At 70.6% G+C, this 26535-nt stretch carries 29 protein-coding genes; 19 read left to right on the forward strand and 10 right to left on the reverse strand.

Annotation, left to right across the window (positions count from 1 at the left end):
• The first annotated feature begins 106 nt into the window (after positions 1–106).
• From PX701_RS02405 to PX701_RS02425, 5 genes are all read left to right on the forward strand, one after another.
• Positions 107–2008: a glycoside hydrolase family 3 protein gene (locus PX701_RS02405; protein WP_275505381.1), complete on the forward strand. Its 1902-nt coding sequence runs from the start codon at positions 107–109 to the stop codon at positions 2006–2008.
• A gap of 179 nt (positions 2009–2187) precedes the next feature.
• Positions 2188–2586, forward strand: coding sequence for a DUF7144 family membrane protein (locus PX701_RS02410; RefSeq protein ID WP_275505382.1), 399 nt, complete (start codon positions 2188–2190; stop codon positions 2584–2586).
• Between the two features lie 264 nt (positions 2587–2850).
• Positions 2851–4959, forward strand: a complete 2109-nt coding sequence (locus PX701_RS02415; RefSeq protein WP_231429967.1) for an acyl-CoA dehydrogenase family protein — start codon at positions 2851–2853, stop codon at positions 4957–4959.
• A gap of 97 nt (positions 4960–5056) precedes the next feature.
• The gene (locus tag PX701_RS02420) at positions 5057–5848 is read left to right on the forward strand and encodes an alpha/beta hydrolase (protein WP_275505383.1); all 792 of its coding nucleotides are present in this window, start codon (positions 5057–5059) and stop codon (positions 5846–5848) included.
• A 78-nt stretch (positions 5849–5926) separates the two neighbouring features.
• Positions 5927–6691, forward strand: coding sequence for a TetR/AcrR family transcriptional regulator (locus tag PX701_RS02425; RefSeq protein ID WP_275505384.1), 765 nt, complete (start codon positions 5927–5929; stop codon positions 6689–6691).
• A gap of 46 nt (positions 6692–6737) precedes the next feature.
• Here the strand turns inward: PX701_RS02425 and PX701_RS02430 are convergent, their stop codons facing one another.
• From PX701_RS02430 to PX701_RS02440, 3 genes are all read right to left on the reverse strand, one after another.
• The gene (locus PX701_RS02430; protein ID WP_231429970.1) at positions 6738–6920 is read right to left on the reverse strand and encodes an HPP family protein; all 183 of its coding nucleotides are present in this window, start codon (positions 6918–6920) and stop codon (positions 6738–6740) included.
• An 87-nt stretch (positions 6921–7007) separates the two neighbouring features.
• A complete protein-coding gene (locus tag PX701_RS02435; protein WP_275505385.1) occupies positions 7008–7346 on the reverse strand; it encodes an SHOCT domain-containing protein in 339 nt (112 codons plus the stop codon).
• 73 nt (positions 7347–7419) lie between these two features.
• Positions 7420–8430 carry a malate dehydrogenase gene (locus tag PX701_RS02440; protein ID WP_275505386.1) on the reverse strand — a complete coding sequence of 337 codons (1011 nt, stop codon included), beginning with the start codon at positions 8428–8430 and terminating at the stop codon, positions 7420–7422.
• Between the two features lie 116 nt (positions 8431–8546).
• Here PX701_RS02440 and pip point away from each other — a divergent pair, with 116 nt between their 5' ends.
• The 3 genes from pip (at position 8547) to PX701_RS02455 (ending at position 10783) form a co-directional block, all read left to right on the forward strand.
• Complete coding sequence (gene pip / locus PX701_RS02445; protein WP_275505387.1) at positions 8547–9569, forward strand: prolyl aminopeptidase; 1023 nt, start codon at positions 8547–8549, stop codon at positions 9567–9569.
• A gap of 9 nt (positions 9570–9578) precedes the next feature.
• Entirely contained in the window at positions 9579–10466 is an 888-nt protein-coding gene (gene ypfJ, locus PX701_RS02450; RefSeq protein WP_231429974.1) for a KPN_02809 family neutral zinc metallopeptidase, read from the forward strand.
• A gap of 92 nt (positions 10467–10558) precedes the next feature.
• On the forward strand, positions 10559–10783 hold the full coding sequence (locus PX701_RS02455; RefSeq protein ID WP_275505388.1) for a hypothetical protein: 225 nt from the start codon (positions 10559–10561) through the stop codon (positions 10781–10783).
• 189 nt (positions 10784–10972) lie between these two features.
• On the opposite strand, the gene PX701_RS02465 is transcribed toward PX701_RS02455, so the two are convergent.
• Positions 10973–11965 carry an EamA family transporter gene (locus PX701_RS02465; RefSeq protein WP_275505389.1) on the reverse strand — a complete coding sequence of 331 codons (993 nt, stop codon included), beginning with the start codon at positions 11963–11965 and terminating at the stop codon, positions 10973–10975.
• 169 nt (positions 11966–12134) lie between these two features.
• Here PX701_RS02465 and PX701_RS02470 point away from each other — a divergent pair, with 169 nt between their 5' ends.
• From PX701_RS02470 to PX701_RS02480, 3 genes are all read left to right on the forward strand, one after another.
• On the forward strand, positions 12135–13178 hold the full coding sequence (locus PX701_RS02470) for a zinc-dependent alcohol dehydrogenase family protein (RefSeq protein WP_275505390.1): 1044 nt from the start codon (positions 12135–12137) through the stop codon (positions 13176–13178).
• Positions 13179–13232: 54 nt separating this feature from the next.
• Entirely contained in the window at positions 13233–13958 is a 726-nt protein-coding gene (locus tag PX701_RS02475) for a DUF2510 domain-containing protein (protein WP_275505391.1), read from the forward strand.
• 78 nt (positions 13959–14036) lie between these two features.
• On the forward strand, positions 14037–14237 hold the full coding sequence (locus PX701_RS02480; protein ID WP_231429979.1) for a hypothetical protein: 201 nt from the start codon (positions 14037–14039) through the stop codon (positions 14235–14237).
• Positions 14238–14298: 61 nt separating this feature from the next.
• On the opposite strand, the gene PX701_RS02485 is transcribed toward PX701_RS02480, so the two are convergent.
• Positions 14299–15744 (reverse strand): MFS transporter, encoded by a 1446-nt coding sequence (locus PX701_RS02485; RefSeq protein ID WP_231429980.1) that lies wholly within the window; start codon positions 15742–15744, stop codon positions 14299–14301.
• A 113-nt stretch (positions 15745–15857) separates the two neighbouring features.
• On the opposite strand from PX701_RS02485, the gene PX701_RS02490 reads away from it, so the two are divergent.
• The 5 genes from PX701_RS02490 to cls all read left to right on the forward strand — a co-directional run bounded on the left by PX701_RS02490 (position 15858) and on the right by cls (position 20917).
• A complete protein-coding gene (locus tag PX701_RS02490) occupies positions 15858–16874 on the forward strand; it encodes a PHP domain-containing protein (protein WP_275505392.1) in 1017 nt (338 codons plus the stop codon).
• On the forward strand, positions 16874–17680 hold the full coding sequence (locus tag PX701_RS02495) for a hypothetical protein (protein ID WP_275505393.1): 807 nt from the start codon (positions 16874–16876) through the stop codon (positions 17678–17680). Before PX701_RS02490 ends, PX701_RS02495 begins: the two co-directional genes overlap by 1 nt.
• Positions 17680–18558: a hypothetical protein gene (locus PX701_RS02500; protein ID WP_275505394.1), complete on the forward strand. Its 879-nt coding sequence runs from the start codon at positions 17680–17682 to the stop codon at positions 18556–18558. Before PX701_RS02495 ends, PX701_RS02500 begins: the two co-directional genes overlap by 1 nt.
• 20 nt (positions 18559–18578) lie before the next feature.
• Positions 18579–19340 carry a phosphotransferase gene (locus PX701_RS02505; RefSeq protein WP_231429984.1) on the forward strand — a complete coding sequence of 254 codons (762 nt, stop codon included), beginning with the start codon at positions 18579–18581 and terminating at the stop codon, positions 19338–19340.
• Between the two features lie 104 nt (positions 19341–19444).
• Positions 19445–20917, forward strand: a complete 1473-nt coding sequence (cls, locus tag PX701_RS02510; protein WP_420831039.1) for a cardiolipin synthase — start codon at positions 19445–19447, stop codon at positions 20915–20917.
• Positions 20918–20959: 42 nt separating this feature from the next.
• On the opposite strand, the gene PX701_RS02515 is transcribed toward cls, so the two are convergent.
• Positions 20960–21205 (reverse strand): hypothetical protein, encoded by a 246-nt coding sequence (locus PX701_RS02515; RefSeq protein ID WP_231429985.1) that lies wholly within the window; start codon positions 21203–21205, stop codon positions 20960–20962.
• 76 nt (positions 21206–21281) lie between these two features.
• Here PX701_RS02515 and PX701_RS02520 point away from each other — a divergent pair, with 76 nt between their 5' ends.
• On the forward strand, positions 21282–21656 hold the full coding sequence (locus PX701_RS02520; RefSeq protein WP_275505395.1) for a nuclear transport factor 2 family protein: 375 nt from the start codon (positions 21282–21284) through the stop codon (positions 21654–21656).
• Positions 21657–21740: 84 nt separating this feature from the next.
• Here PX701_RS02520 and PX701_RS02525 read toward each other — a convergent pair whose 3' ends face one another.
• Positions 21741–21896 carry a hypothetical protein gene (locus PX701_RS02525; RefSeq protein WP_275505396.1) on the reverse strand — a complete coding sequence of 52 codons (156 nt, stop codon included), beginning with the start codon at positions 21894–21896 and terminating at the stop codon, positions 21741–21743.
• A gap of 112 nt (positions 21897–22008) precedes the next feature.
• Between PX701_RS02525 and PX701_RS02530 the strand changes: the two genes are divergently transcribed.
• A complete protein-coding gene (locus PX701_RS02530; protein WP_275505397.1) occupies positions 22009–23283 on the forward strand; it encodes a serpin family protein in 1275 nt (424 codons plus the stop codon).
• 196 nt (positions 23284–23479) lie between these two features.
• Positions 23480–23800, forward strand: a complete 321-nt coding sequence (locus tag PX701_RS02535) for a hypothetical protein (protein WP_275505398.1) — start codon at positions 23480–23482, stop codon at positions 23798–23800.
• Positions 23801–24045: 245 nt separating this feature from the next.
• Here PX701_RS02535 and PX701_RS02540 read toward each other — a convergent pair whose 3' ends face one another.
• From PX701_RS02540 to PX701_RS02550, 3 genes are all read right to left on the reverse strand, one after another.
• Entirely contained in the window at positions 24046–25005 is a 960-nt protein-coding gene (locus tag PX701_RS02540) for a nucleotidyl transferase AbiEii/AbiGii toxin family protein (protein WP_275505399.1), read from the reverse strand.
• The gene (locus PX701_RS02545) at positions 25002–26000 is read right to left on the reverse strand and encodes a type IV toxin-antitoxin system AbiEi family antitoxin domain-containing protein (RefSeq protein ID WP_275505400.1); all 999 of its coding nucleotides are present in this window, start codon (positions 25998–26000) and stop codon (positions 25002–25004) included. The genes PX701_RS02540 and PX701_RS02545 overlap by 4 nt, the downstream gene beginning before the upstream one ends.
• 64 nt (positions 26001–26064) lie before the next feature.
• Positions 26065–26502 (reverse strand): hypothetical protein, encoded by a 438-nt coding sequence (locus PX701_RS02550; RefSeq protein ID WP_275505401.1) that lies wholly within the window; start codon positions 26500–26502, stop codon positions 26065–26067.
• Between the last annotated feature and the right edge of the window lie 33 nt (positions 26503–26535).

Here is a 26535-nt window from a genome sequence, read left to right on the forward strand (position 1 = left end):
GACCGAGCGGCGTTCAATCCCGAACGTCGCTCGGTTTATGATCGAAGGGCGGCCGCGGCACCGCCGCGGCACCGCACCAGAGCCCGAAGCATGAAGGAGTGCAGGCATGACCGATCTGCAGAACGTCGACACCGAGGCATCCGCCCCCTCGACTGCCGAGCCGGCGGGCGCCGAACCCGGCCTCGACACGCGGTACCGCGATGCGAGCCTGCCGGTCGCCGAGCGCGTCGAGATCCTGCTCGCGCAGATGACGCTCGAGGAGAAGGCGGGCCTCTTCTTCCAGACGGTCATCGGCATCGGCCCCGACGGCGCGCTCGCCGAGGAGGCCGACGAGACCGGCGGCGGCTCCACCGACGAGTTCGTCAACGACCTCAAGATGAACCACTTCAACATCCACCAGGCGCCCGACGACCCCGGTGCGTTCGCCGAGTGGCACAACCGCCTGCAGGAGCTCGCCGCCTCGACGCGCCTCGGCATCCCGGTGACGATCTCGAGCGACCCCCGCAACTCGTACAGCGACAATCCGCTCGCCGCCCTGTTCGCCGGCGCGTTCTCGGTGTGGCCCGAGCCGATGGGCCTCGCCGCGATCGGCGACGAGGCGACGGTCGAGCGTTTCGCCGACATCGCCCGCCAGGAGTACACGGCCGTCGGCATCCGCGTCGCGCTCCACCCGCAGATCGACCTCGCGACCGAGCCGCGCTGGTCGCGTGCCCTCCAGACGTTCGGCGAGGACGTCGAGCTCGCGAGCCGGCTCGGCGCCGCGTACATCCGCGGATTCCAGGGCGCCGAGCTCGGCCCCGACTCGGTCGCGACGATGACGAAGCACTTCCCGGGCGGCGGCCCCCAGCAGGACGGCGAGGACCCCCACTTCGCGCACGGCCGCGAGCAGGTCTACCCGGGCGGCGAGTTCGAGCTGCACCTGAAGCCGTTCGAGGCCGCGTTCGAGGCGGGCACCAGCCAGATCATGCCGTACTACGGCATGCCCGTCGGCACCGGGCTCGAAGAGGTCGGGTTCGGCTTCAACAAGTCGGTCATCACGGGCCTCCTGCGCGAGCGCTACGGCTTCGACGGCATCGTGTGCACCGACTGGGGACTCATCAACGACGACGAGATCATGGGCGAGCCGTTCCCGGCACGCGCGTGGGGCGTCGAGCACCTGAGCCCGCGCGAGCGCGTCAAGAAGGTCATCGACGCCGGCTGCGACCAGTTCGGCGGCGAGGCGTGCCCCGAGCTGCTCGTCGAGCTCGTGCGCGACGGCGAGATCACCGAAGAGCGGCTGGATGCCTCGGCGCGGCGCCTGCTCCGCGAGAAGTTCGTGCTCGGCCTCTTCGACCACCGCTTCGTCGACGTCGAGCGCGCCAGGCGCGTGGTCGGCTCCGCCGAGTTCGTCGCGGCGGGCGAGGCGGCGCAGCGGGCGGCGATCACGCTGCTGGTGAACACCGGGCGAGCGGATGCCTCGGCCGAGGCATCCTCGCCCACCCTGCCCATCGCGCGCGGGCTGAAGCTGTACGTCGAGGGCGTCGAGCCCGAGATCGCCGCCGAGTACGGCGAGGTCGTCGCGACGCCCGCGGAGGCCGACGTCGCGATCCTGCGCCTCGTGGCGCCGTTCGAGCAGCGCCCCACGTTCTTCGAGAACTTCTTCCACTCGGGCTCGCTCGACTTCCCCGACGAGGTGGTCGCGCACGTGCGTGCGGTCGCGGCCGCCGTGCCGACCGTCGTCGACGTGTTCCTCGACCGGCCGGCGATCCTCACGCCGATCGTCGACGACGTCGCGGCGATCACCGCGAACTGGGGCGCGAGCGCGCGGGCGCTGCTCGACGTCGTGACCGGCGCGGCCGAGCCGCAGGGCCGCCTGCCCTTCGACCTGCCGCGCAGCATGGCCGCCGTCGAGGCGAGCCGGCCCGACGTGCCCTTCGACACGGCCGACCCGCTCTTCCGCCACGGCCACGGCCTGCGCTACTCCGACTCGTCGGTCGAGCAGGTCGAGCAGGTCGAGCAGGTCGAGTAGATCGAGCAGGCGCGCAGCGCCGTGTCGAGACCACCTCGGTCCCGTCGGTCGAGTAGGTGCGCAGCGCCGTATCGAGACCACTGCGGCCGGTGGTCTCGATACGCTTCGCTCCTCGCCGCCCGACCGGCGCTGCGCGCGTCGCTCCTCACCCGCTCGGCCTTCGTCGCTAGCATCGAGCCATGGGAGCCGTGAAACGACCCGGAGGCGTGACGTTCGTGGCCGTGCTGACCTGGATCTCGGGTCTGCTCGACATCATCGGCGGCACGCTCCTGCTCTTCCAGACGAGCGTCGCCGCGACGGTCGAGGCCTTCGGCGGTGCGAGCCAGCTCATCGCATCGGCGATCGTGTCGATCCTCATCGGCGTCATCGTCATCATCGTGGCCGCGGGCCTGCTGCGCGGCAGCGCAGGGGCACGCCTCGTGGTGACGATCGTCGAGGCGCTCTCGATCGTCGCGTCGATCTTCCTCGCGATCGCGTACCCCGCGGGCGCCATCGGCGAGTACTTCAGCGCGGCGATCGCCGTCGTCGTGATCGCGATCCTCTGGACGCGTCGGGCTGACGCCTTCTTCCGCGGCTGATCGCTCTGCCACGGGCCGTGCGACGAGGCCCGATGCCACCTGCCGCGCGCCCTGCGTTGTGGATGCCACTACGCCGAGGGCCGGCTCGTTTGTAGGGCGAGCACAGGCCCTGACGAAGCTGCTCGACCCTTGTTTGTAGGGCGCGGACGCACCGTTTCGGGCTCGCCGGGCGCCGTCCTACCGTGGAGAGAGGTTCAGCGACGCCGCCAGCCGCGCGCCGCCATGTGACGCACACGACTCCACACGAAGGACGAGAGACCGACGATGGTTGACACCGCACCACGCACCTCGCACGACACGTCCGCGCCCGCCCGCGTCGGCGGAGCGCGGCCGAACGACGCCCGCCCCGAGGCATCCGCGCAGCCCCGCATCGACGTGGCGGCCCTCGGCCGTCAGCTCCTCGGCACCTGGGCCGACATCCGCATCGCCGCGCGCGAGCGCGCCGCGATGCCCGAGCTGCAGCGCATCGAGGGGCTGCCGATGTCCGAGCACCGCGAGCGCGTGCTCGGGCAGCTGAAGCTCCTCGTCGACCAGGGCGCCGTGCACCGGGCGTTCCCGAAGTCGCTCGGCGGCCAGGAGGACCACGGCGGCAACATCGCCGCGTTCGAGGAGCTCGTCACGGCCGACCCGAGCCTGCAGATCAAGTCGGGCGTGCAGTGGGGCCTCTTCGGCGCCGCGGTGCTGCACCTCGGCACGAAGCCGCACCACGAGAAGTGGTTGCCCGCGATCATGTCGCTCGAGGTGCCCGGCGCCTTCGCGATGACCGAGATCGGGCACGGCTCCGACGTCGCCTCGATCGCGACGACGGCGACCTACGACGAGGCGACCGAGGAGTTCGTGATCCACACGCCGTTCCGCGCGGCGTGGAAGGAGTTCCTCGGCAACGCCGGGCTCCACGGCAAGCACGCGACGGTCTTCGCGCAGCTCATCACCAAGGGCGTGAACCACGGGGTGCACTGCTTCTACGTGCCGATCCGCGACGACGAGGGCGAGTTCCTGCCCGGCGTCGGCGGCGAGGACGACGGCCTGAAGGGCGGCCTCAACGGCATCGACAACGGCCGCCTGCACTTCACGAACGTTCGCATCCCGCGTGAGAACCTGCTGAACCGCTACGGCGACGTCGCCCCCGACGGCACCTACTCGTCGCCGATCGAGAGCCCCGGCCGCCGGTTCTTCACGATGCTCGGCACCCTCGTGCAGGGCCGCGTCTCGCTCGACGGCGCCTCGACCGTCGCGAGCGCGATGGGGCTCGCGATCGCGATCACCTACGGCAACCAGCGTCGGCAGTTCACCGCGTCGAGCGACACCGACGAAGAGGTGCTGCTCGACTACCAGCGCCACCAGCGCCGGCTGCTGCCCCGCCTCGCGACGACGTACGCGCAGTACTTCGCGCACGACGAGTTCCTCGTGAAGTTCGACGCGGTGTTCAGCGGCAAGGCCGACACCGACGACGACCGCCAGGACCTCGAGACGATCGCCGCCGCGCTCAAGCCGCTCTCGACGTGGCACGCGCTCGACACGCTGCAGGAGGCGCGCGAGGCCTGCGGCGGCGCCGGCTTCATCGCCGAGAACCGCATCGTCGGCCTCCGCCAGGACCTCGACATCTACGTGACCTTCGAGGGCGACAACAATGTGCTGCTGCAGCTCGTCGCGAAGCGCCTGCTGACCGACTTCTCGAAGCAGTTCAAGAACGCCGACGCCGGCGCGATGGCCCGCTACGTCGTCGCGCAGACCGCGGAGCGCGCGTACCACGGCACGGGCCTCCGTCGCCTCGGCCAGACGATCGCCGACTTCGGCTCGACCGCCCGCTCGGTGAGCGAGCTGCGCGACGAGGAGACTCAGCGCGAGCTGCTGACCGATCGCGTCGAGGCGATGATCGCCGAGATCGCCGGCCGCCTGCGCGACGCGCGCAAGCTGCCGAAGGCCGACGCCGCGGCCGCGTTCAACCGCAACCAGAACGAGCTGATCGAGGCCGCGCGCGCCCACGGCGAGCTCCTCCAGTGGGAGGCGTTCACCCGCGGCCTCGCCCGCGTCGAGGACGAGGGCACGAAGCAGGTGCTGACCTGGGTGCGCGACCTGTTCGGCCTCGGCCTCCTCGAGAAGCACCTCGCCTGGTACCTCGTGAACGGCCGCCTCTCGCCGCAGCGCGCGCAGGCCGTGACGGCGTACATCGACCGGCTCCTCGAGCGCCTGCGCCCGCACGCGCAGGACCTCGTCGACGCGTTCGGCTTCAAGCCCGAGCACCTGCGAGCGACGATCGCGACCGGCATCGAGCAGGAGCGCCAGGACGAGGCGCGCGCGTACTTCGACGCCGAGCGCCGCGCGGGCACCCTGCCGGTGCCCGAGAAGGCGAAGGCCAAGAAGAAGCGGTAGTCGCCGCGTGCGGCTCGAGGGCCGAGGCATCCCCATCGTGGATGCCTCGGCTCTCGCCCGTTCGCGACCCGCGGTGCGGGCGCGGCAGACTGTGGGCATGGCCCGACTCGTCCGCATCCTCGCCGCCGTGGTGGCGGTGCTCGCGCTGCTCGTCGTCGTCTTCCTCGTGTACGCGCACACGGTGATGCAGGGCGAGCGTCCTGCGGCGCTCGCCGCCTGGCGGGACGAGTCCGTCGAGATCACGAGCCACGACGCCGGCATCGTGATCGAGCCCGTCGAGGGGGCGACCGGTGCGGGACTCGTCTTCATCCCGGGGGCGAAGGTCGACCCGTACGCGTACCTCTACAAGCTGTCGGGCGTCGCCGAGGCGTCCGGGCTCACCGTCGTCATCACGAAGCCGACGCTCAACCTCGCGTTCTTCGACCAGCGGCCGCTGTCGACCTTCACGTCGCTCGCGCCGGAGGTCGACGACTGGTACGTCGGCGGGCACTCGCTCGGCGGGGTGCGGGCCTGCCAGCTCGCCGATGGGGCGGCGGAAGCCTCCCAACCCATCGGAGGGCCGAGCGGTCCCGAGCCCGGCGAGGGGGTCCGGGGCGAACCCCGACCGGTCGGCCTCATGCTGTTCGGCTCGTACTGCGCGAACGACCTCAGCGAGTCGGGCCTCGAGGTCCTGAGCATCTCGGGTGCGAACGACGGCCTGTCGACGCCCGCGAAGATCGCCGCCGCGGCCCCGCTGCTGCCCGCCGGCGCTCGGTTCGACGAGCTCGAGGGCGTGAACCACGCCGACTTCGGCGACTACGGTGCGCAGCCGGGCGACGGGGAGTCGACGCGCGACGACGCCGACGTTCGCGACGAGATCGGTGCGATCGTGGCCGGATTCGTCGGGTGAGCAGGCGCGCGGCGCGCCGTCCCGACGCGCATCGCACGTGAACGCCGTGAGGTGTACGCAGAATGTAGGCTAACCGGCATGGCCGCTGATTCCACGGGGCTCGGCGAGCCCGACCTCGCGCTGAGACTGCTGTGGCGCGAGCGGCTCGGCCGCCCGGTCGGCACCCGCGGCCCGAAGCAGCGGTCGAGCGTCGACGAGGTCGTCGGGGCGGCCGTGCAGCTCGCCGACGACGAGGGGCTCGAGGCGCTGTCGATGCGCCGCATCGCCGACCGGCTCGGCATGAAGCCGATGTCGGTCTACACCTACGTGCCCGGTCGTGCCGAGCTCATCGACCTCATGGTCGACCACGTCGCCGGCGAGGTGCCGCTGCCCGCGGCATCCGGTTCGCTGCGCGACCGGCTCGCACTCATCGCGCGCCTGCAGTGGAACGAGTACCTGCGCCACCCGTGGCTGCTCTCGGTCGACACCAGCCGGCCGCCGCTCGGCCCGCACATCTCGGACCACTGGGAGTGGTGCCTGCGCGCGATCGACGGGTTCGGCTTCGACGACGTCGACCTCGACCGGGTGCTCACGATGCTGCTCGGCTTCGTGGCCGGGCCGGCGCGGGCGCACCTCGACGCCGAGCGGTTGCGCCAGTCGTCGGCCGAGTCCGACGACGCCTGGTGGGCGCGCAACGCGCCCCTGCTCGACCGCATCATGGAGCCCGAGCGCTACCCGGTCTCGGGTCGGGTGGGCCAGGCGGCCGGCGCCGTCGACGTCGGCCCGACCGACGCCTTCGACTTCGCACTCGCCCGTCTCATCGACGGCATCGAGGCCTACCTCGCGTCCACCACCGCGGGTTGACGAGCGCCGACGCGCAGCGGCGACGCGGATCGGAACCCGGCTGAGCTCAGCTGTCGGCCGGCGGCTTCATGATGAGTCCGGCCACGGCGCCGACGACGAGGCCGGCGGGCAGCCACAGCCAGAACGTCGTCCACAGGCTCACGACGACGCCGATGATGAGCCCCACGACGAGCCCCACGATGAGCTGTTTGCGACGGGCGGCGGGCGACGGGCTGGGGGATTCGGCCATGGTCCAAGCCTAGGCTGCGGAGGGTCGGCGGCCGGAACAGGGCACCCGCCGCTCAGCCGCGATCGCGGCGCCGCCGCGCGCAGGCGCTCAGCGACCCGCGAGGATGTCGGCTCGCGCCGCCGCGCGCTCGGCGTCGGAGATCAGGCCGCGCGCGGCGAGGCCGTCGAGCTCGGCGAGGCGCTGCTCGATCGACTGCTTCGGCGCGAGCAGCTCGCTGTCGAGCGTGCGCGTCGCGAGCTCGGCCTGGAGGGTGAGCGGATCGTGCCCGGCCTCGCGGACCTTCATGTAGCTGCGCACGATCGTGATGATCGTGATGAGGAACACGGCGGCGCCGACGAGGGCGACGAGCACGAACATCACCTGGAAGCCGGCGGGCGCCCCGGCGAACGGGTCGAGTTCGACCGGGGGATTGAACGGGTCGTCCACGGGTGCTCCAGACGTCGGTGTGTCGAGTCGGCCCAGCATAGAGCCGACGGCGACGTCACTGGAAGGGGTCCGATCAGATGAGTCCGAGCGCGCGCACGGCCTCGCGCTCGTCCACGAGCTCGGCGACGGATGCCTCGACGCGATGCCGCGCGAACGCGTCGAGCCCGAGCCCCGGCACGATGCGCCAGGTACCGTCGACCGATTCGACCGGGAACGACGAGATGAGCCCCTCGGGCACGCCGTACGAGCCGTCGGAGACGACGGCCGCACTGGTCCAGCCGTTCGGGGTGCCGTGCACCCAGTCGCGCACGTGGTCGATCGTCGCGGCGGCGGCCGAGGCCACCGAAGACGAGCCGCGCACCTCGATGATCTCGGCGCCGCGCTTGGCGACCCGGGGGATGAACTCGTCGACGAGCCACTCGCGGTAGCCGTCGGTGCCGAACCGCGCCGTGAGCAGCGCGGGCACCGAGTCGCCCGCCGCGGTCGCGTGCGCGAGGTCGGGGAACTGCGTCGCCGAGTGGTTGCCCCAGATGGTCACGCCGCGCAGGTCGGCGACCGGGGTGTCGACGGTCACCGCGAGCTGGCCCAGGGCCCGGTTGTGGTCGAGTCTCGTGAGCGCGGTGAAGCGCTCGGCCGGGACATCCGGGGCGTTCGACGCGGCGATGAGCGCGTTCGTGTTGGCCGGGTTGCCGACCACGACGACCCGGATGTCGTCGGCGGCGCCCGCGTTGATCGCGGCGCCCTGCGGGCCGAAGATGCCGCCGTTCGCGGCGAGCAGGTCGCCGCGCTCCATGCCGGCCGTGCGCGGACGCGCGCCGACGAGCAGTGCGACGTTCGCCCCCGAGAACGCCGCCTTCGGGTCGTCGTAGACCTCGACGTGCGAGAGCAGCGGGAACGCCGAGTCCTGCAGCTCGAGCGCTGCGCCCTCGGCGGCGCGAACCCCCTGGGGGATCTCGAGCAGGTTGAGCCGCACCGGGATGTCGGGGCCGAGCATCGCCCCGGACGCGATGCGGAACAGGAGTGCGTACCCGATCTGGCCGCCCGCGCCCGTGAGCGTGACGGTGATCGGCTTCGTCGAAGCCATACCGAGAGCCTAACCACGCGCCGGGTCGTCTGCTGCGCCGGCGGGCGGTTGTCAACCCCGACCCCGCTGCGGCGCGGCACCGGGGCGCGGCATCCTGCGCTCGCTACCGTTGCCGCATGCGAGAGATGTATCCGGAGATCGAGCCGCTGGAGACCGGCATGCTCGACGTGGGGGACGGGCAGCACATCTACTGGGAGGTGTCGGGCAACCGCAACGGCAAGCCCGTGGTGTTCCTGCACGGCGGCCCCGGCGGCGGCACCTCGCCCTCGCACCGCCGACTGTTCGATCCCGAGCGCTACCGCATCGTGCTGTTCGACCAGCGCGGCTGCGGGCTGTCGATTCCGCACGCCTCCGAGCCCGACGCCGACCTCTCGGCGAACACGACCTGGCATCTCGTCGCGGACATGGAGCGGCTGCGCGCCCACCTCGGCATCGACCGGTGGCAGGTCTTCGGCGGCTCGTGGGGGAGCGCGCTCGCACTCGCCTACGCGCAGACCCACCCCGAGCGGGTCACCGAACTCGTGCTGCGCGGCATCTTCACGCTGCGCCGTTCGGAGCTCGACTGGTTCTACGAGGGCGGCGCCTCCGCGCTGTTCCCCGACCTGTGGGAGGAGTTCGTCGCGCCGGTGCCCGTCGACGAGCGAGCCCACATGATCGAGGCCTACGGCCGGCTGCTCGCCGACTCGCGGCCCGAGGTCTACGAGCCCGCCGCGATCGCATGGTCGCGCTGGGAGTCGTCGACGATCACCCTCCTGCCGCAGGCCGAGACGATCGCCCGCTTCACCGCACCCGAGTACGCCGCCGCGTTCGCCCGCATCGAGAACCACTACTTCCGGCACGGCGGCTGGTGGGAGGAGGGGCAGCTCATCCGCGACGCGGAGCGGCTCCGAGACATCCCCGCCGTCATCGTGCAGGGGCGCTACGACGTGTGCACCCCCGTGATGACCGCCTGGGACCTGCACCGGGCCTGGCCCGAAGCCGAGTTCACGATCGTCGATGACGCGGGGCACGCGTTCGACGAGCCGGGGATCCTCGACGCGCTCATCACGGCGACCGACCGCTTCGCGGAGCAGCCGTTCGGCGACGCGCCGGCCGACGAAGGCGACGCGGATGCCTCGGCCGAGCCCGACTCGGAGTAGCGTCGGGTCATGACGTTCGATCCGAACGCGGACATCTCGCGGGGGCGGGCCTCGAAGCGAGGGCGCAACACCGGCATCGCGGTCGGTGGCGGGCTCGGCGTGCTCGCGCTCGTCGTGATCTCCCAGTTGCTCGGCGTCGATGTGACCGGGCTGCTCGGCGGCGGCCTCGACACCGGCGGCGGGGCGTCGTCGGAGGACACCTCGCTCGAGCAGTGCCTCACCGGGGAGGACGCGAACGAGAACGTCGAGTGCCGCATGAAGGGCGCCGCGGCCTCGCTCGAGGAGTACTGGGAGCGCGAGGCGCAGGAGCTGCGGTTCGACTACGTCGCGCCGCAGGACCTCGTCATGTTCGACACCGCCACGTCGACGGGATGCGGCAGCGCATCGGCGGCGACCGGTCCCTTCTACTGCCCGCCCGACCAGACGATCTACCTCGACGTGACCTTCTACGACGAGCTGCGCCAGCGGTTCGGCTCGAGCGGTGGACCCCTCGCCGAGATGTACGTCGTCGCGCACGAGTGGGGGCACCACGTGCAGAACGTGCTCGGCATCCTCGAGCAGGCGCAGGACGGCCAGACCGGCCCCGCGTCGAACGCGGTGCGCGTCGAGCTGCAGGCCGACTGCTTCGCCGGGGCGTGGGCGGCGAGCGCCGCGACGGTGCCCGACGTGAACGGCGTGCCGTTCCTCCGGCCGATCTCGGAAGCGCAGTACCGCGATGCGCTGAGCGCGGCGGCGGCGGTCGGCGACGACCGGATCCAGCAGGCGGCGCAGGGCCAGGTGAACCCGCACACGTTCACGCACGGCACGAGCGAGCAGCGGGTCGACTGGTTCCGCACCGGGTTCGAGCAGGGCGCCGGCGCGTGCGACACGTTCTCGGTCTCGGCCGGGCAACTCTGAGTCGTCTCCGCGTGCGTCATGATCCGGGGCCGGCCGCGTCTCTTCCATGACGGGTGCCGACGGAGCACTCCGACGGCGAGGGGGCGGAGCACATGCGACGACGCAGGGTTCAGGTGCCGCACCGCGAGTTCTTCCGCGCGGTGACGATCGACGAGACGGTGGCACTCGCGTGCACCTGTCCGCGCGGAGTCGACCACTGGTACGCGGAGCCGCAGACGATCACCGGCTCGACCGATGCGGCCGACACCGCCGAGGCGCCGGCAGTCGGCGAAGGCGCGGCGGAGACGGTCGACGAGGCGCCGGCCGAACGGCGGTGAGTCGCGGGCGGGTGACCGCTCGCCTTCGATGTTGGAGCGGGTGAGCCACCGCGGTCAGTTCGACAGCGCCGCCACGATCGCCTGACCCAGCTGAACGGGCTTCGTGAACTGCGGCCAATGCCCCGTCGGCAGGTCGATGTCGTCGACCCGTTCGATCTTCGCGAGGAGGATGACGTCGATGTCGCGACGCTATCCGGCGCCGCCGACACCGGCCGGCGATGCGGCGCGCGAGCGGCTGCCCGGGCGACCCGCGCCGCCGGCGGCGAGCACGACGATGCCCGCGGCGAGCACGACGAGGCCGACCGCCGCCCCGGGCGTCGGCTGCTCGCCCAGCAGCACGACGCCGAGCACGCCCGCCGTGAGCGGCTCGGCGAGCGTGAGCGTCGACACCGTCGCGGGGGCGAGGCCGGTGAGCCCGTAGCCGAAGAGCACGTAGGCGAGCGTCGTCGTGACGAGCCCCAGCCACGCCGCCGTGGCGAGCCCGGCGGGAGTCGCGAGCCACGAGGCATCCGAGGCGATGAGCAGCGGCACCGCGACGACCGCAGCCGTGCCGAACAGGGCGCCCATGCTGCCGGTCGCGGTCCACCCGCGGTCGAGCAGGGCCTTCGCCGCGAGCGTGTAGACGGCGTACGAGGCCCCGGCCCCGACCGACGCCAGGAGGCCGAGCGGCCCCGCCGAGCCGCCGGCCCCGCCGCCGGCGCCCGCCCCGCCGGCCGTGCTCGCGGCGAGGATGGCGACGCCCGTGGTCGCGATCACCGTCGCGACGGCCCAGCGATGGCCGGGGTAGCGACGGCGCAGCAGCCAGTCGAGCGCGCCGGTCAGCACCGGTGCCGAGCCGAGCGCGACGACCGTGCCGACGGCGACGCCGTTCGCGGCGGTGCCGGCGAAGAACGCGGGCTGGTAGGCGAGCACGCCGACCGCGCCGACCGGCACGAGCAGCCACGTCGGCAGCGGAGGCCTCGTGCCCGACGCCCCGGCCGAGCCGGTCGGCGGCGCGGCGGGAGTCCCGTCCGCCCCGCGCCGCCGCCGGGTCCAGAGGGCGAGCAGCCCGAGCACGCCACCGCCGATGACGAGCCGGGCCGCGCCGAGCGAACCCGCGCTCGCGTCGGGCCCGAGCGCCTGCGCCGTGCCCGTCGTGCCGAAGCAGACGGCCGCGAGGAGGACGGCGAACACGAAGCGCATCGAGAAATTGTTACACAATTCTTCGGTAGCGGCATCCGTGATGGCCGGCGACCCCGTCGCGGGCCGGTAGGCTCACGGATGTCGCGAGAGCGGCGCGGGAGGGGGCCGCCGGTCGTGCGGCATCCCCGCGACCCGACCCGACGGGCCAGCAGAACCGAGAGGACCCCCCGTGCGCGCCGTGCTCTTCGACGAATTCGGAGCCCCGCCCCGCCTCACCGAGGTGCCCGAACCCGTCTGCCCGCCCCGCGGCGCCGTCGTCCGCGTGCGCGCGACCGGGGTCTGCCGCAGCGACTGGCACGCCTGGATGGGCCATGACGACAGCGTGACCCTGCCGCACGTGCCGGGGCACGAGTTCGCCGGCGAGATCGCGGCACTCGGCTCCGAGGTCCCCGACGACAGCGGCTGGCGGGTCGGCGATCGCGTCACCGCGCCGTTCATCTGCGCGTGCGGGCGCTGCGACGAGTGCCGCTCGGGCAACGAGCAGGTGTGCGACCACCAGTCGCAGCCGGGCTTCACGCACTGGGGCTCGTTCGCCGAGCTGGTCGCCATCGACGAGGCCGAGCTCAACCTCATCCGGCTGCCCGAGTCGCTCGGCTTCGTCGAGGCCGCGTCACTCGGCTGCCGCTTCGCGACGGCCTACCGCGCGATCGTCTCGCGCAGCCGCCTCGCGCCCGGCGAGCAGATCGCGGTGCACGGTTGCGGCGGGGTCGGCCTCTCGGCGATCATGATCGCCGTCGCGGCCGGGGTCAAGGTCTACGGCGTGGATGTCTCGGACGCGGCCCTCTCGGCGGCGGAGTCGCTCGGTGCCGTGCCGATCCAGGGCGGCGAGGGCGCCGCCGCGCGCATCGTCGAGGCCTCCGGCGGCGGCGTTGACGTCTCGGTCGACGCGTTCGGTTCGAGCGAGACCTCGTTCGCCTCCGTGCAGAGCCTCAAGAAGCGCGGACGTCACGTGCAGATCGGCCTCATGGTCGGCGACTCCGCACTCGCGGCGATGCCGATGGACGCGGTCATCGCGGGCGAGCTCGAGCTGCTCGGCAGCCACGGCATGGCGGCTCACGAGTATCCGTCGATGCTCGGTGCGGTCGCCTCGGGCGACTTCAGGCCGATCGAGCTCGTCGGGCGGCGCATCTCGCTCGACGAGGTTCCGGCGGCGCTCGCTGCGATGGGCACCGCGGGCGCGTCGGGCTCCGGCATGACCGTCGTCGAGTTGTAGCGGCACCGGCGGCGGTGCACGTCCTACGATGGGCCTCGACCCGATGGAGGAACGATGAGCGATCCGCGACTGCCACCGCCCGGCTGGTACCCCGAACCGAGCGGCGCCGAGGGGCAACGCTGGTGGGACGGGACGCGCTGGACGGAGTACGCGACCCCGCTCGCGGCGCCGCCCGCCCCGCAGGTCGTGGCGCCGGTCCAGCAACCGCAGTACGGCGCCTACGCGGCGCCCTACGGCACGGGGCCTGCGCCCTACGGCACCGGGCCTGCGCCCTACGGCACCGCACCCTCGACCGTCTCGAGTGACACGCCGACCGACACGGTCTGGGTGTGGCTCATCGTCGTCGTGCCCGTGCTGGGCGTGCTGCCGCTCTTCTTCTGGGACTGGCGGACGTACATCGAGCAGTCGATGTCGATCACCTCGCCGTTGTCGCCGATGGAGCAGGCGCTCGGCCCGTACACCGACCCCTGGTACGTCGTGCTGAGCGTCGCCGGGTACGTCCTCTACGGACTCTCCGTGTGGTTCGCCTACCTCGACCGCGCAGCACTCAAGCGGCGGGGCTTCGCGAGGCAGTTCCACTGGGCGTGGGCGTTCCTGATGTCGATCGTCTACGTGATCGGTCGCTCGGTCGTCGTCAAGCGCCAGGCCGGCCGGGGCAGCGGCCCGATGTGGGTCGGCATCGCGGTGTACGCGGTCAGCATCGTGGCCGTGTTCGTCTGGATTGGCGTCATGATGGCGGAAGCCTTCAGGATCGCGTTCGAATCGGTGCCGGTGTACTGAATCGCGTTTCGCGCCGGGGCTGTTCTGCGCCGCCCCGGTACGGCTAGCCTGACGTTCAACGGACGAAGGGGTCGGCTCATGGATCTCGGCATCATCGCGATCATCGGCGTCGTGGTCGTCATCGTCGCCGCGGCGATCTGGCTCGCGGTCCGCGAGCGGCGCACCCGCTCCCTGCCGGGCGACCCGCATTTGGCCCACCACGGTGACCGATCGCGGGCCGACGCGATGGCCGGTGCGTACGTCGCCGATGCGGTGCGCGACGGCGGCGGTGCGATCTGACCGACTGACGCGACCTCGCGGCGCTCGCACCGACTCGTCGGGGCGAGCGCCGCGCGGCGTCTCAGGCGTCGACGGCGACCGACTCGGGCTCGGTGGGCGCATCCGACCCTGCGGCGGCCGAACGGGTGCCGCGCAGCAGCACGGCGGTCGCCACGAGTCCGACGACGGCCACGATGCCCGCCCCGAGGAACGCCGCCGAGAAGCCGCTCGTCAGCGCCGAGGCATCCGTGCCGCCGGCCGTGACCGCCGCGCCGACCGCGGTGAGCACCGCGAGCCCGACGGCCGAGCCGATCTGGTAGCTCGTGTTCACGAGACCCGAGGCGACGCCGGTCTCCTCGGGCGCGGCCGCCCCGATCGCGGTGCCGAGCGACGGCACGAACGCGAGGGCCATGCCGAGCGCAGCCACGAGCGACGCGGGCAGCACGTCGGTGACGTAGTCGCCGTCGGGCCGGGCGAACGCGAGCCAGCCGAGGCCGACCGCGAGCAGCGCGAACCCGGCGACGATGAGCGGCTTCGCGCCGAACCTCGCCTGCAGTCGCGGCGCCAGCCCGACCATGCCGATCACGATGAGCGCGGTCATCGGCAGCAGGGCGGCGCCCGAGGCGAACGCGCCGGCGCCGAGCACCTGCTGGAGGTAGAGGTTCAGGAAGAACCACATCGGCACCCACGCGCCGCCGAGCAGCAGCTGGGCGAGGTTCGCGGCGCCGAGGCGCGGTGCGCGGAAGATGCCGAGTCGCAGCAGCGGCTCACGGCGGCGCGCCTGGATCACGAAGAAGGCGACGAGCAGTGCCGCACCCGCGACGAGGGCGACGATCGTCTCGACCGACGTCCAGCCGACCTCGGGGGCGCGCACGACGCCGTAGACGACGGCGGCGAGACCGGCGGTCGCGGTGACGGCGCCCGCGATGTCGACCGACCCGCGTCCGCGCGGCACGGCCGGCAGGGCGAGCGGTGTCAGCACGATGACGAGCACGGCGATCGGCACGGTCACGTAGAACACCCACGGCCAACTCGCGTACTCGGTGAGCACGCCGCCGAGGAAGACGCCCGCGGTGCCGCCGATGGGTGCGGCGGCGCCGTAGACGGCGAACGCGCGGGGGAGCTCGGGCGTGCCGCCGAAGAGCACCATGAGGAGGGTGAGCGCGGCGGGCGCGATGAGCGCGGCGCCGGCGCCCTGCACGGCGCGCCCGGCGATCTCGAGGCCGACGTTCGAGGCGGCTCCCGCGAGCACCGAGCCGACGGCGAGCGTGATCCATCCGGCGATGAACACCCGGCGGGCGCCGAGCAGGTCGGAGAGCCGGCCGCCGAGCAGCAGCAGGCCGCCGAACGCGATGACGTAGGCGTTGAAGACCCACGACAGCGACTCGGGCGTGAAGCCGAGCTCGGCCTGGATGTCGGGCAGGGCGACGCCGATGATCGACGTGTCCATGATGACGACGAACTGGGCCGCGGCGATGAGCGCGAGGCCGAGCCACCGACGTGGTGCGGCGGCCGTGGAGGTGGACATGATGTGCTGCTCCTTGTCTGGGTGTGATCTGAATACCCCTAGGGGGTATAGATATACCGAGGAATCCGGACCGAGTCAAGCGCGATCGGGCCGACTCGCGACACAATCGATGTATGGACCCCGTCGCGGCGCTCGAGGAGATCGCGTTCCTGCTCGAGCGCGACCGCGCCTCGGCGTACAAGTCGAAGGCGTTCCGCAAGGCCGCCGACGCGATCCGCGACCTCGAGCCCGGGCAGCTCGCCGACCGCGCGGCCGACGGACGGCTGCGGCGGACGGCGGGGGTCGGCGACTCGACCTTCGCGGTCATCGCGCAGGCGCTCGCCGGCGAGGTGCCGGAGCGACTCGCCGACCTGCGCGCGAAAGCCGGCCTGTCACCCGCCGGCGCCGCCGCCACGGGCCTTCGAGCCGAGCTGCGCGGCGACCTGCACGCGCACACCGAATGGTCCGACGGCACCACGAGCCTCGCCGTGATGGCGAAGGCCGCCGAGGCGCAGGGCCTCGAGTACCTCGCGATCACCGATCACTCGCCGAGCCTCCGGGTCGCGAACGGCCTGAGCGCCGAGCGGCTCGCCGAACAGCAGGAGCTCATCGAGGTGGTGCAGGCCGGCATGCCGAACCTGCGCCTGCTCGCGGGCATCGAGGTCGACATCCTGCTCGACGGCGCGCTCGACCAGACCCCCGAGATGCTCGACCGACTCGACGTCGTGGTCGGCAGCGTGCACTCGAAGCTGCGCATGGAACGTGCCGAGATGACGGCGCGGATGCTTCGCGCCATCGCCGACCCGCACCTGAACGTGCTCGGCCACTGCACCGGACGCCTCGTCGAGGGCTCGCGGGGCACCCGGCCGCAGTCGGAGTTCGACGCCGAGGCCGTGTTCGCGGCGTGCGCCGAGCACGACGTGGCCGTCGAGATCAACTCCCGCCCCGAACGGCAGGATCCCCCCGACGGCCTGATCGCGATCGCCCTCGACGCGGGCTGCCTGTTCTCGATCGACAGCGACGCGCACGCGCCCGGCCACCTGTCGTTCCTCGAGCTCGGCGCCGCGCGCGCCGAGTCGAACGGCGTCCCGGCCGAGCGCATCATCACGACGTGGCCCGCCGAACGGCTGCTCGAGTGGGCGGGCCGCTGATGGCGCGGATCCGGCCGGAACACGCTGCCGCGGCGGCCTCGCTCGTGCTCGTCCTGCTGTCCGGCTGCGCGAGCGGCGCCGTCGCGCCGTCTTCCTCGCCGTCTCCTTCGCCGTCGCCGAGCGGTGAGGGCGGGCGCGATCCCGAGACGATCCTGACGTGCCAGGGCGTCGAGGTGACGGCCGGCGCCCTCGACGAACGGACGCCCGCCTCGTCGCTGCCGTCCGAGCTCGCGGCGCTCCTCGAGGACTCGCCCGTCGTTCCGATCGACGACCTCGACGACTGGTTCGTCGCGGTGTCGAGCGACGACCACGTCGTGCTCATGCGCGAACTCGAACCGCCCGTCGACCTCGGCGGGGGAGATGTGCGCGACTTCGACCTGTTCTCGGCATCGGCGTCGCCCGGCGCGATGCCGATCGACGACGTCTGGGGTGTGGACGTGTCGACGAGCTGTACGCCGCGCATCGACCTCGGCGGACGCGGCGAGGCGATGCTCGCGCTCGACCCCGATGCCCTGCCCGACCCGGGCGATCGTGAGATCGCCATGCTCGCGACCGAGCGGTCGTGCAACTCGGGCCGACCGGCGACGGGGCGCATCGAGGTGATCGACGTCGTCGAGACCGACACCGCCGTCGAACTCGTGGTCGGCGTCGTGCCGAACGGCGATGGCGCGTACACCTGCCAGAGCAACCCCCCGACACCGTTCACAGTCGCCCTCGAGCGCGAGCTCGGCGATCGAGTGCTCCTCGACGCGTCGGTGGTGCCTGCGCACGAGATCGTCGCGCCGGCGGCAGGGGCGGACGGCTGATGCGCTTCGAGCGGGCGGCGTCGCCGAGCGAGACGCGCGGCGAACTGCTGCGTCTCCTGCGCGGGCAGGCGGCCCGCCGACGGCCGGGCGACCTCCTGCGGCAGTACCGCGACGACGGATTCGTGGCGCCGGGCCCGATCGACCAGCGCCTCGTCACCGCCCTCGACCGGCTGGCCCTCGACTCGGCTCCGTTCGCCGAGGCGCTGCTGCTCTCGCCCGTTGCGCCGCTCGGCACCAGCTCGGTCGTCGCGCCGTCCTCGCAGGACCGCACGGTCTCGACGATCCGCACCACCGAGGTCGTCTCCGATCCGACGAACGTGCTCGCGCTCGAGTGCGCGACGCGCCTCGGGGGTTCCCACGCGCCCGTCCACCTCGCGACCGTGCACCAGACGATGCGGGCGCAGTCGCTCACCGGCGGCACGCCGTCGCATTCGCGGCACTTCCGCCTGTTCGCGCTCGCCGCCGCCGGACGGGCGCTGCCCGACGACGGCTTCGAGGTCGACGCGGTCGGCCGGCAGCTCGGGGTGTTCGACCGCTTCTTCGACGCCTGCGCCGCCGAGCTCGGACTCGCCTTTCCAGGCCGGCGTGCCGTCATCAGGACGGCACCCGATGCGTCGGCGCTCGGTGAGCGGATACGCGACCACCTCGCGGCGCGGATGCCGCACGTCGAGACGACCGGCGAGTCGCTCGAGTCGAACTACTACGACGGGCTCAGGGTCGGCTTCGGCGCGCACGATCCGGCCGGCGACTTCGTCGAGATCGCGGACCTCGGACGGTTCGACTGGGTGGCGCGGTTGCGCGACGACCGCCGACTGCGCTTCGTCGCGAGCGGCCTCGGCATCCAGCTCGTCCCGCTGCTGTTCGCCCCCGCCCGCTGAACGGCTGGCATCATTGGCGGGTGGATGACGAGCAGGGTGCGGCGGAGATCCCGCTGACCGGCGGCAACATGGACCCCGTCGTGCGCGTCGGCGACACGGTGCGACGAGTCGCGGGCGACTGGACTCCCGCCGTGCACGCCCTGCTCGCCGCCGCGCGCGCCGCCGGCATCGAGGAGGTGCCGGTGCCCCTCGGCATCGACGAGTCCGGCCGCGAGGTGCTGAGCTACCTCGAGGGCGTCATGCTCGTCGACACTCCCGCCGAGGTGCAGTGGTCGACGGCCGTGCTCGAGCAGGCCGGCCGGTTGCTGCGGCGCGTGCACGAGGCATCCCTGCCGCTCGCGAACGACCGCGGGCGCACCTGGCGGATGCCGGCGCACGAGCCGGTCGAGGTCGTCTGCCACAACGACGTGGCCCCGTACAACCTCGTGGTCACGGGCGGACGCGTCGTGGGGCTCATCGACTTCGACCTCGCCTCGCCCGGACCGCGGCTGCGCGACCTCGCCTACCTCGCGTACCGCATCGCCCCGTTCGCCGAGGACGCCGAGGGCTACGCACCTGCGGTCACCTCCGACGGCGAGGAGCCCGTCGACCGGGTGCGGCGGCTCGTGCGCGCCTACGGCGGCGAGTACACCGTCGACGAGGTGCTGCGGGCCGCGGCCGATCGCCTCGACGAGCTCGCGCGGTTCACCGACGATCGAGCCGAGGCGACGGGACGCGACGACTTCGTCGCGCACGCCGGCATGTACCGGCGGGATGCCGCGCGCCTGCGCGCGATGAGCTGACCCCCGAACGCTATCGTTGACTCACCCGCGGCGACGAGGCACGCCGCCGGGCCCGAGGAGGAGCCGATGAACCGCTGCAGCCGCGACCACGACGGACAGCTCTCGTGAACATCGATCCGGCCGTCCTGACGACGGTACTGCTCGTGATCGCCGACTGGACCATCCGCATCGTCGCGCTGTTCATCGTGCCGAAGGACCGCAAGCCCACGGCCGCGATGGCGTGGCTGCTCGCCATCTTCCTGATCCCGTTCATCGGCGTGCTGATGTACCTGCTCATCGGCAACGCGAAGCTGCCGAAGAAGCGGCGCGAGCGCCAGAAGGAGATCGACGGACTGATCGCGGCGAACGTGCACGCGCACGACTACACTGTCGACCGGTCGGCCTGGCCCGCGTGGTTCACCTCGATCGTGCGCCAGAACCGAATCCTCGGCGCCCTGCCCGCCTCCGGCGGCAACCGGGCCGAGCTCATCGGCGACTACCAGCAGTCGATCGACCGCATGGCCGCCGAGATCGACACCGCCGAACGGTTCGTGAACGTCGAGTTCTTCATCGTCGCGTGGGACGACACGACGCGCGGGTTCTTCGCCGCGATGGAGCGCGCGGTGCAGCGCGGCGTGAAGGTGCGCCTGCTGATGGACTACATTGCGTCGGCCAAGGTGCCGATCCACAAGGAGTCGATCGCCGAGCTCGACCGCATCGGCGTCGAGTGGCACTATCTGCTGCCCGTGAAGCCGTTCAAGGGCCAGTTCCAGCGTCCTGACCTGCGCAACCACCGCAAGCTCGTCGTCGTCGACGGGCAGGTCGCGTACACCGGTTCGCAGAACCTCATCTCGCGCGACTACGACTCGCCGAAGAACCAGAAGCGCGGACTCAAGTGGCAGGAGCTCGTGACCCGGGTCACCGGTCCGACCGTCGCGGCGATCAACACCGTCTTCCTCTCCGACTGGTACGCCGAGACCGGCGAGAACCTGCACGAGACCGCCCACGTGCCGGTCGCCGAGGTCGACGTCGACCCGTCGCCCGACGCGCTCGTCTGCCAGATCGTGCCGAGCGGCCCCTCGTTCGACGAGGAGAACAACCTGCGCATGTTCCTCGGCCTCGTGAACGCCGCGCAGGAGAAGGTCATCATCACGAGCCCGTACTTCGTGCCCGACGAGGCGATGATGTACGCGATCACGTCGGCGAAGTTCCGCGGCCTCGACGTGCAGCTGTTCGTCTCCGAGATCGGCGACCAGGGCATGGTGTGGCACGCGCAGCGCTCGTACTACGAGCCGCTGCTGCGGGCCGGAGTGCGCATCTTCCTGTACCCGGGGCCGTTCATCCTGCACTCGAAGCACATGTCGATCGACGACGACATCGCCTTCATCGGGTCGAGCAACATGGACATCCGCTCGTTCCTGCTCAACTTCGAGATCTCGATGCTCGTGCGGGGCGAGTCGTTCGTGCGCGACATGCGCGAGGTCGAGGAGGGCTACCGCGCCATCAGCCGCGAGCTCACGCTCGACGACTGGCTGCGCGAGCCCGCGAAGGCGAAGTTCCTCGACGGGGTGGCGCGGCTCACGTCGGCGCTCGAGTAGGCGCCGAGGCATCCGCATCGCCGAAGGCGGCGTGCCCAGGCCTCAGGCCGGCGCGCCGCCCTCGACGGCGCTCAGCACAGCGTCGACGTCGCTCTCGGAGGCGCCGAGCCCTGCGTCCGCGAGCCGGTCGCGGACCATTCCGCGCGCGTCGTCGACGTGGCCGAGCAGCAGGTCGCCGCGCACCTGCTCGATCACGCCCTCGAGCTGCTCCGCACGCGTCGCATCGTCGTGGCCCGCCTCGACGGGCTCGGTCTGCAGGTCGTCGTTCCGCTCGTCATACGTATCCATCGGGCGATGGTCGCAGCTCGACGACGGGGCGCCAACCCCCTTCACAACGCGCCATGAATGTGCTCGGATCGCCCGCATGACCGATCTCACCCTCGACGAACTGCTCGCCCTCGAACACGAGGGATGGACGTCGCTGTGCTCGGGCACCGGCGGTGGCTTCTACGGCGACCTGATGACGGATGACGCGGTGATGGTGCTCGTGAACGGCATGGTGCTCGACCGCGAGGCCATCGCGAGCTCGCTCGACGACGCACCGCCCTGGTCGCGGTACGAACTGAGCGATGCACGCGTGATCGACGTCGGCGACGACGCGAGGGCGCTCGTCTACCGCGCCGTCTCGTCGCGCGATGACGGCGGCGAGCCGTTCGAGGCGCTCATGTCGAGCGTCTACCGTCGCATCGACGGCCGACCGCGGCTCGCGCTGTATCAGCAGACGACGATCACGCAGTGAAGCCGTCCGTTCGACGGTTGGACTCGGCTGCCGGTCGGGCGCGACCCGAGTTCGCCGTGTCGGTCGCGGCCGTGGACGTCGAGCTCAGTGCATGTTGTCATCGCCCGTGACGTGGATGGCGTAGCCCGACCAGTCCGCCTCCTCCCACCGGTAGGAGGCCCCGCTGCCGGTGTCGCCGTACATCGCGAGCTCCCATGCAGGCGTTCCGTCGTCGTCGAGGCCGAAGCCCCGTTCGGCCATGCGGGCGGACGTCAGGTCACTGCCATCCGCCGACGTCGGCGCCTGGGGGTGGTTTCAGTTGCTGTGGACTGGAGCGCTGCAAGTATCACCGACTTTCAGACACAGTGTGTGTATGACCCGAGATGCCCCGGCCGCGGCAGAGTCTGGATACAGGCGCGTGTGGCGGGCCGGGCTGGTTGTGGCTGTCACCCTCGTCCTCGTCGGCTGTGGCCGAGTCGGTGGCCAGCCGGGCGGCGGCGAGGGAGACACCGTGGACGCCGATCTCGCGGGCAGCTTGTCGGCCGAGCGGGCTGCCGCGGCGGCCGACGACGTGAACGCCTTCGGCTTCGATCTGCACGCCGCAATCGCAGAGGACGGTGACAACATTGTCACCTCGCCAGTGTCATCTTCAGTGATGCTGGCGATGGTGGCCGCCGGTGCCGGCGGGGACAACGCCGAGGAGATGGTCGAAGTGCTGGGCCTGGACGGCCCGCGGGACACGCGGTATGCGGCTCTGCTCGCCGGTCTGGTCGGTACCGATGACGTTACGTTGGCGGTTGCGAGCTCGCTGTGGTCGGCCGAAGGCTATCCGTTCGAGGACGACTATGTCTCATTCGTGCAGGAAACGTACGGGGCGACGCTCGATGAGGTTGACCTCGGCTCGCAGGGTGCCGCCGATGCCATTGACGACTGGGTCGACGAACGCACCGAGGGGCTGATCGATGAGGTCGCCGCGGATCTCGGCCTGCCCGACCCGCAGGCGGTGCTGGTGTTGCTCAACACGGTGTACTACCGCGGCACCTGGACCACCGCATTCGACGAGGCGGATACCAGGGAGGCGCCATTCGCCCTGGCGGGCGGCGACGAGGTGGTCGTGCGCACCATGCATCGCAGCGCCGCCGAGGTGGAGGCCTCATTCGGTGATGGCTTCCAGATGCTCCGGCTTCCCTACGGTGACGACGAGCGCTTCGGCATGGAGGTGCTGCTGCCCGTCGAGGACGTTGCCCTCGACGAGTTGCTCGACGATCTCGACGCCGAGGTCTGGGCGGATGCAGTCGACGGCCTTCAAACGGTCACCTTCTCCGAGATCGCGCTACCGTGCTTTGAGCTCGAGTGGGACGCGAATCTCAACGAGGTTCTGCGATCGCTCGGGATGGTGTCTGCGTTCGAGGGCGGGGACTTCTCCCCGATGTCGCCGGCCGACCCGTTCCTCGACACCGTCGTGCAGAAGACCTACATCCGGGTCGACGAGGCGGGCACCGAGGCCGCGGCGGTCACGGGCGGGGTCATGGCGGAGTCCGCAGGACCGCCGCCATTCCGGGTCGATCGGCCCTTTGCGTTCACCATCAGCGACCGCGAGACCGGCGCCGTGCTCTTCCTCGGAAGCGTTCATGATCCCCGCGGCTGAAACGCCGACGCCGCCGCTTTCGGAGGGGAAGCGCGAGAGCGTCTCCCGCCCGCAAAGCGATCCACCTACGGACACCGACAACTTTCGAATCGATCGACTCAGGAGGATCCCATCGTCCCAAGCGTCGTCGGGTCGCCGCGACCCATTCGCACGTTCCGAAATCGTTTGTCCGGATCACGACCCATAGGAGCAGCTCATGAAGACCGGCCTCGCAGCGCTCATCATCGGGGCAGCGGTCCTCGCCGTTCTTGGGCTCGTCCTCGTGCTGCTTCCGGGCCCGACTGCTTCGTTCGGATGGTACGCCTATCAACCCATGGGTGACTTCGGTTTCATCGGCGGGGTACCGTTCGTACCCGCCTCCTGGCTCTGGGGCCTGGGAATCCTCGCCATCGCAGCGGTCATCGGCGCTTTCGTGACTGGATGGGTTCTTGGGAACGGAAGAGGTCGCCGGGAGTCCGAACCGCGTTCGAATGTGCGAGCCCGCACGACGACCTGGTCGCCGCAGCGGACGCGCTGAACGTGCGGGTTGCGTCCGATATGTGACCAAATTGATCCGTCGAGGAATTCGATCTAGTCTCTAGACGTGCAAAAACCCCCGGTAAACCGGGGGTTTTGGTTGTGGCTCCGACTGGCATCGATCCGGTGACCTTTCGATTTTCAGTGAGCCTTGGCGGTTTTCGCTCAATTTCTATGGTTGCGATATCGCGCTGATCAGGGATTCTCCGAAACGCTCGCAGTTGGTTTCAGATGGTTTTCGCGCATCTAATGGCACATTAATGGCACAAGATCGGGCTGCGGAGGGCCCGGCGGCTCACTCCAGGCGAGCGATTTCGGCGACCACGTGCGGCCGGATGCCTCGCCGAGCAGTACTGGGTCGATGAATACGCGCATGAGATCGCGCGCAAGGTCGACGGTCCGATAATCGGCGCAGTACGGGACCTTCTTCGCCTCCTTGGAATACACGCGCCCCCAAGCCATAGGGATCGCCAGTTCGGTGAACGATGGAAGCGAGCGCACGCGAGCCTCGACGCGAATGGCGCGCTGCAGCGCGTCGGCGTTCACAGTCTGTGTCGTCGCGAAGACGACGAGATCGACCAGGTCCTTCTCGCGGCTCGATGGCCGGCCGTTGTAGTCGGCCATCGTCGCGCAGACCTTGTCGGCGATCTGGTCGACGACGGGATAGAGCCGGTATGGATTGCTCGGCAGCTTCGGGAGCTCGAGCGCATTCGCCGGTCTAGCAATTTCAACCTCGTCAGTCATGGTGACGTTCACGACGAGGTCGACGTGAAAGCTGTCCTTCTTCTTCGCGCCGATGGAGACGTCGAAGCTCACCTGGTAGCCCTCGGCGTAGGCCTGCTGGTTGCCATCGACAGCGTTCGAATGGCCGGCATAGTCGAAACGAAAGAAGTCGCCGAGGTCGATTGCTGCCAGCCGGCGGAGGTCCTCAAGTGCAGCATCCAGGGTGCGACTTCGCCGGAAGAGGTCCACATCGGTTGTGCTGCGCGCCGACCCAACCCGAGCAAGCATGCTCGTGCCACCCTTGAGCATCCAATCCGAATCTTCGGCCTCGGAGAACACGCGGCTGAGGAAGCGGTGGAAGTACTCCAGCCGGATGCGTTCCTGAATCGTGAGTGACGGGTCCGCGCCGAACGCCTTGCGGGCCGCGGATTTGATGGCCGCTTCGACGGCGCTGGGGCTCGCGTATGGTTCAGTCCCGGTCACGACGTGGCCTCGCCTTTCGGTTGCGTAGTACGCGCAAGTGAGGCCCAGTCTGCCGCGCGCAGTTGTTCTGCGAGCTGAGCGTGGACGGGCTCCATCGCTGATGACGCGATCTCTCCCGCGATCTTGCTCATGTCCGGCAGCGCGGAGAGAGCGGCCTTGCTCAGCGCCTCTGATATCGGCGCGATCAGTTTCGAGTACTCCTCGCGCGGGTACAGGTCCGCAAGCTGCTGTACCAGCGGTTCGAGGATCGGTGTGACGTCGATCTTTGGAAGGCTCCCGAGGTATTGCGTTGTGACGAGACTGCCCAGAGATGAAATCGAGGCGATCTGCTTCGCGAGGCTTTCCTGGTCGATTCCGGCGACATGCATGAGCTCGTCGAGCAGTGCATTGCCATCGCCCTTGCGATAGCCGTTCCGTTCGGCGAGCGGGCTAAGAAGTTCGGTGAGTCGATCGATATTCAGCGAAGACTGTCTCGCAGCATCGCGAAGCGCGTTGCCCACGATGCTGAAGTCGTTGCGGTCTTCCACCAGGTCAGCGATCGTGCGTTCCCGAGTTGTCGTGGGCAGACCTTCTCTCACAGTGACGTCCTCTTCTGGCAGGCCACGGGTCCGATATCGGATGTCTGCTCGCTGAGTCTGTCTACGGGTAGGAGAAGTGAACTCACTCTTCATCGCGCGCAGGTCGCCGATGCCGTGGAGTTTGGCTGCGGACTCGCCGGAAACGACGGCGCCCTTCGGGATTTCGCGGAGGCGCTCATACGCGAGCCGCGTGGGATCAGTAGCCAGCCATGCGGCGCGCAGATCCTCGTGTCGGTCGGCCGGCGCGCCCGCATCTCTGTACACGCCGTGAGAGAGCCGGATCAGATCGCCGGACTCGGTCAGCCGTGTGAGATTCATGTGGCTGACGCCGCGCGCGCCAGCCTGGGCCGAGGTCACCATCCCCCACTGGGACTCGGACACGTTCGCCAGCACCCGAAGAGCATCGCGGCCTTTCATGCTTGAATACTAACGTCCTAGGCGTTAGTTTCCAAGCGCCAGGGCAGTGCTGGCTCACGTGTCATCAGCCGACGCCGGCGCCCGGAATTGAGCGGATCGCGTGATCGTACTGGTCTCGGGCGAACACGAACGGGCCGAATCCGGAGTAACTCCTGTCCGGGCGATGCGGCTGGCTGAAGCCCTGCCAGATGATCAGTGAACCGCCCGACTCCACGCTGGCTTCGAGCGGCCAGCAGCCTGCCTCCCCGCAGTCGCACGCGAGCAACCAAACCTTGCCGGGCCGAGGCCATTGCTCGTTGTCCTCGCCGAGCAAGTATGCCGCGAGATTGCCGTAGTTGTGGTGTGCTGGAATCAACGGCCCATACCCGCCAGCCGGACGCCAATTCCGTGAGCTCTCAAACTCGGCGACGAGCTCGGTCAGAGGCCGGCCGTTCACAACGGGTGTAATCGCGACATCGTTCGCTCCGATTGGCGAAATGTCGAAGGAGAGAAGATCCGGCACTATGTGAGAATCTCACAACTCCGCGGTAGATGG

Origin of the sequence: Agromyces chromiiresistens (assembly GCF_029167465.1) — a bacterium.
GTDB lineage: Bacteria > Actinomycetota > Actinomycetes > Actinomycetales > Microbacteriaceae > Agromyces > Agromyces chromiiresistens.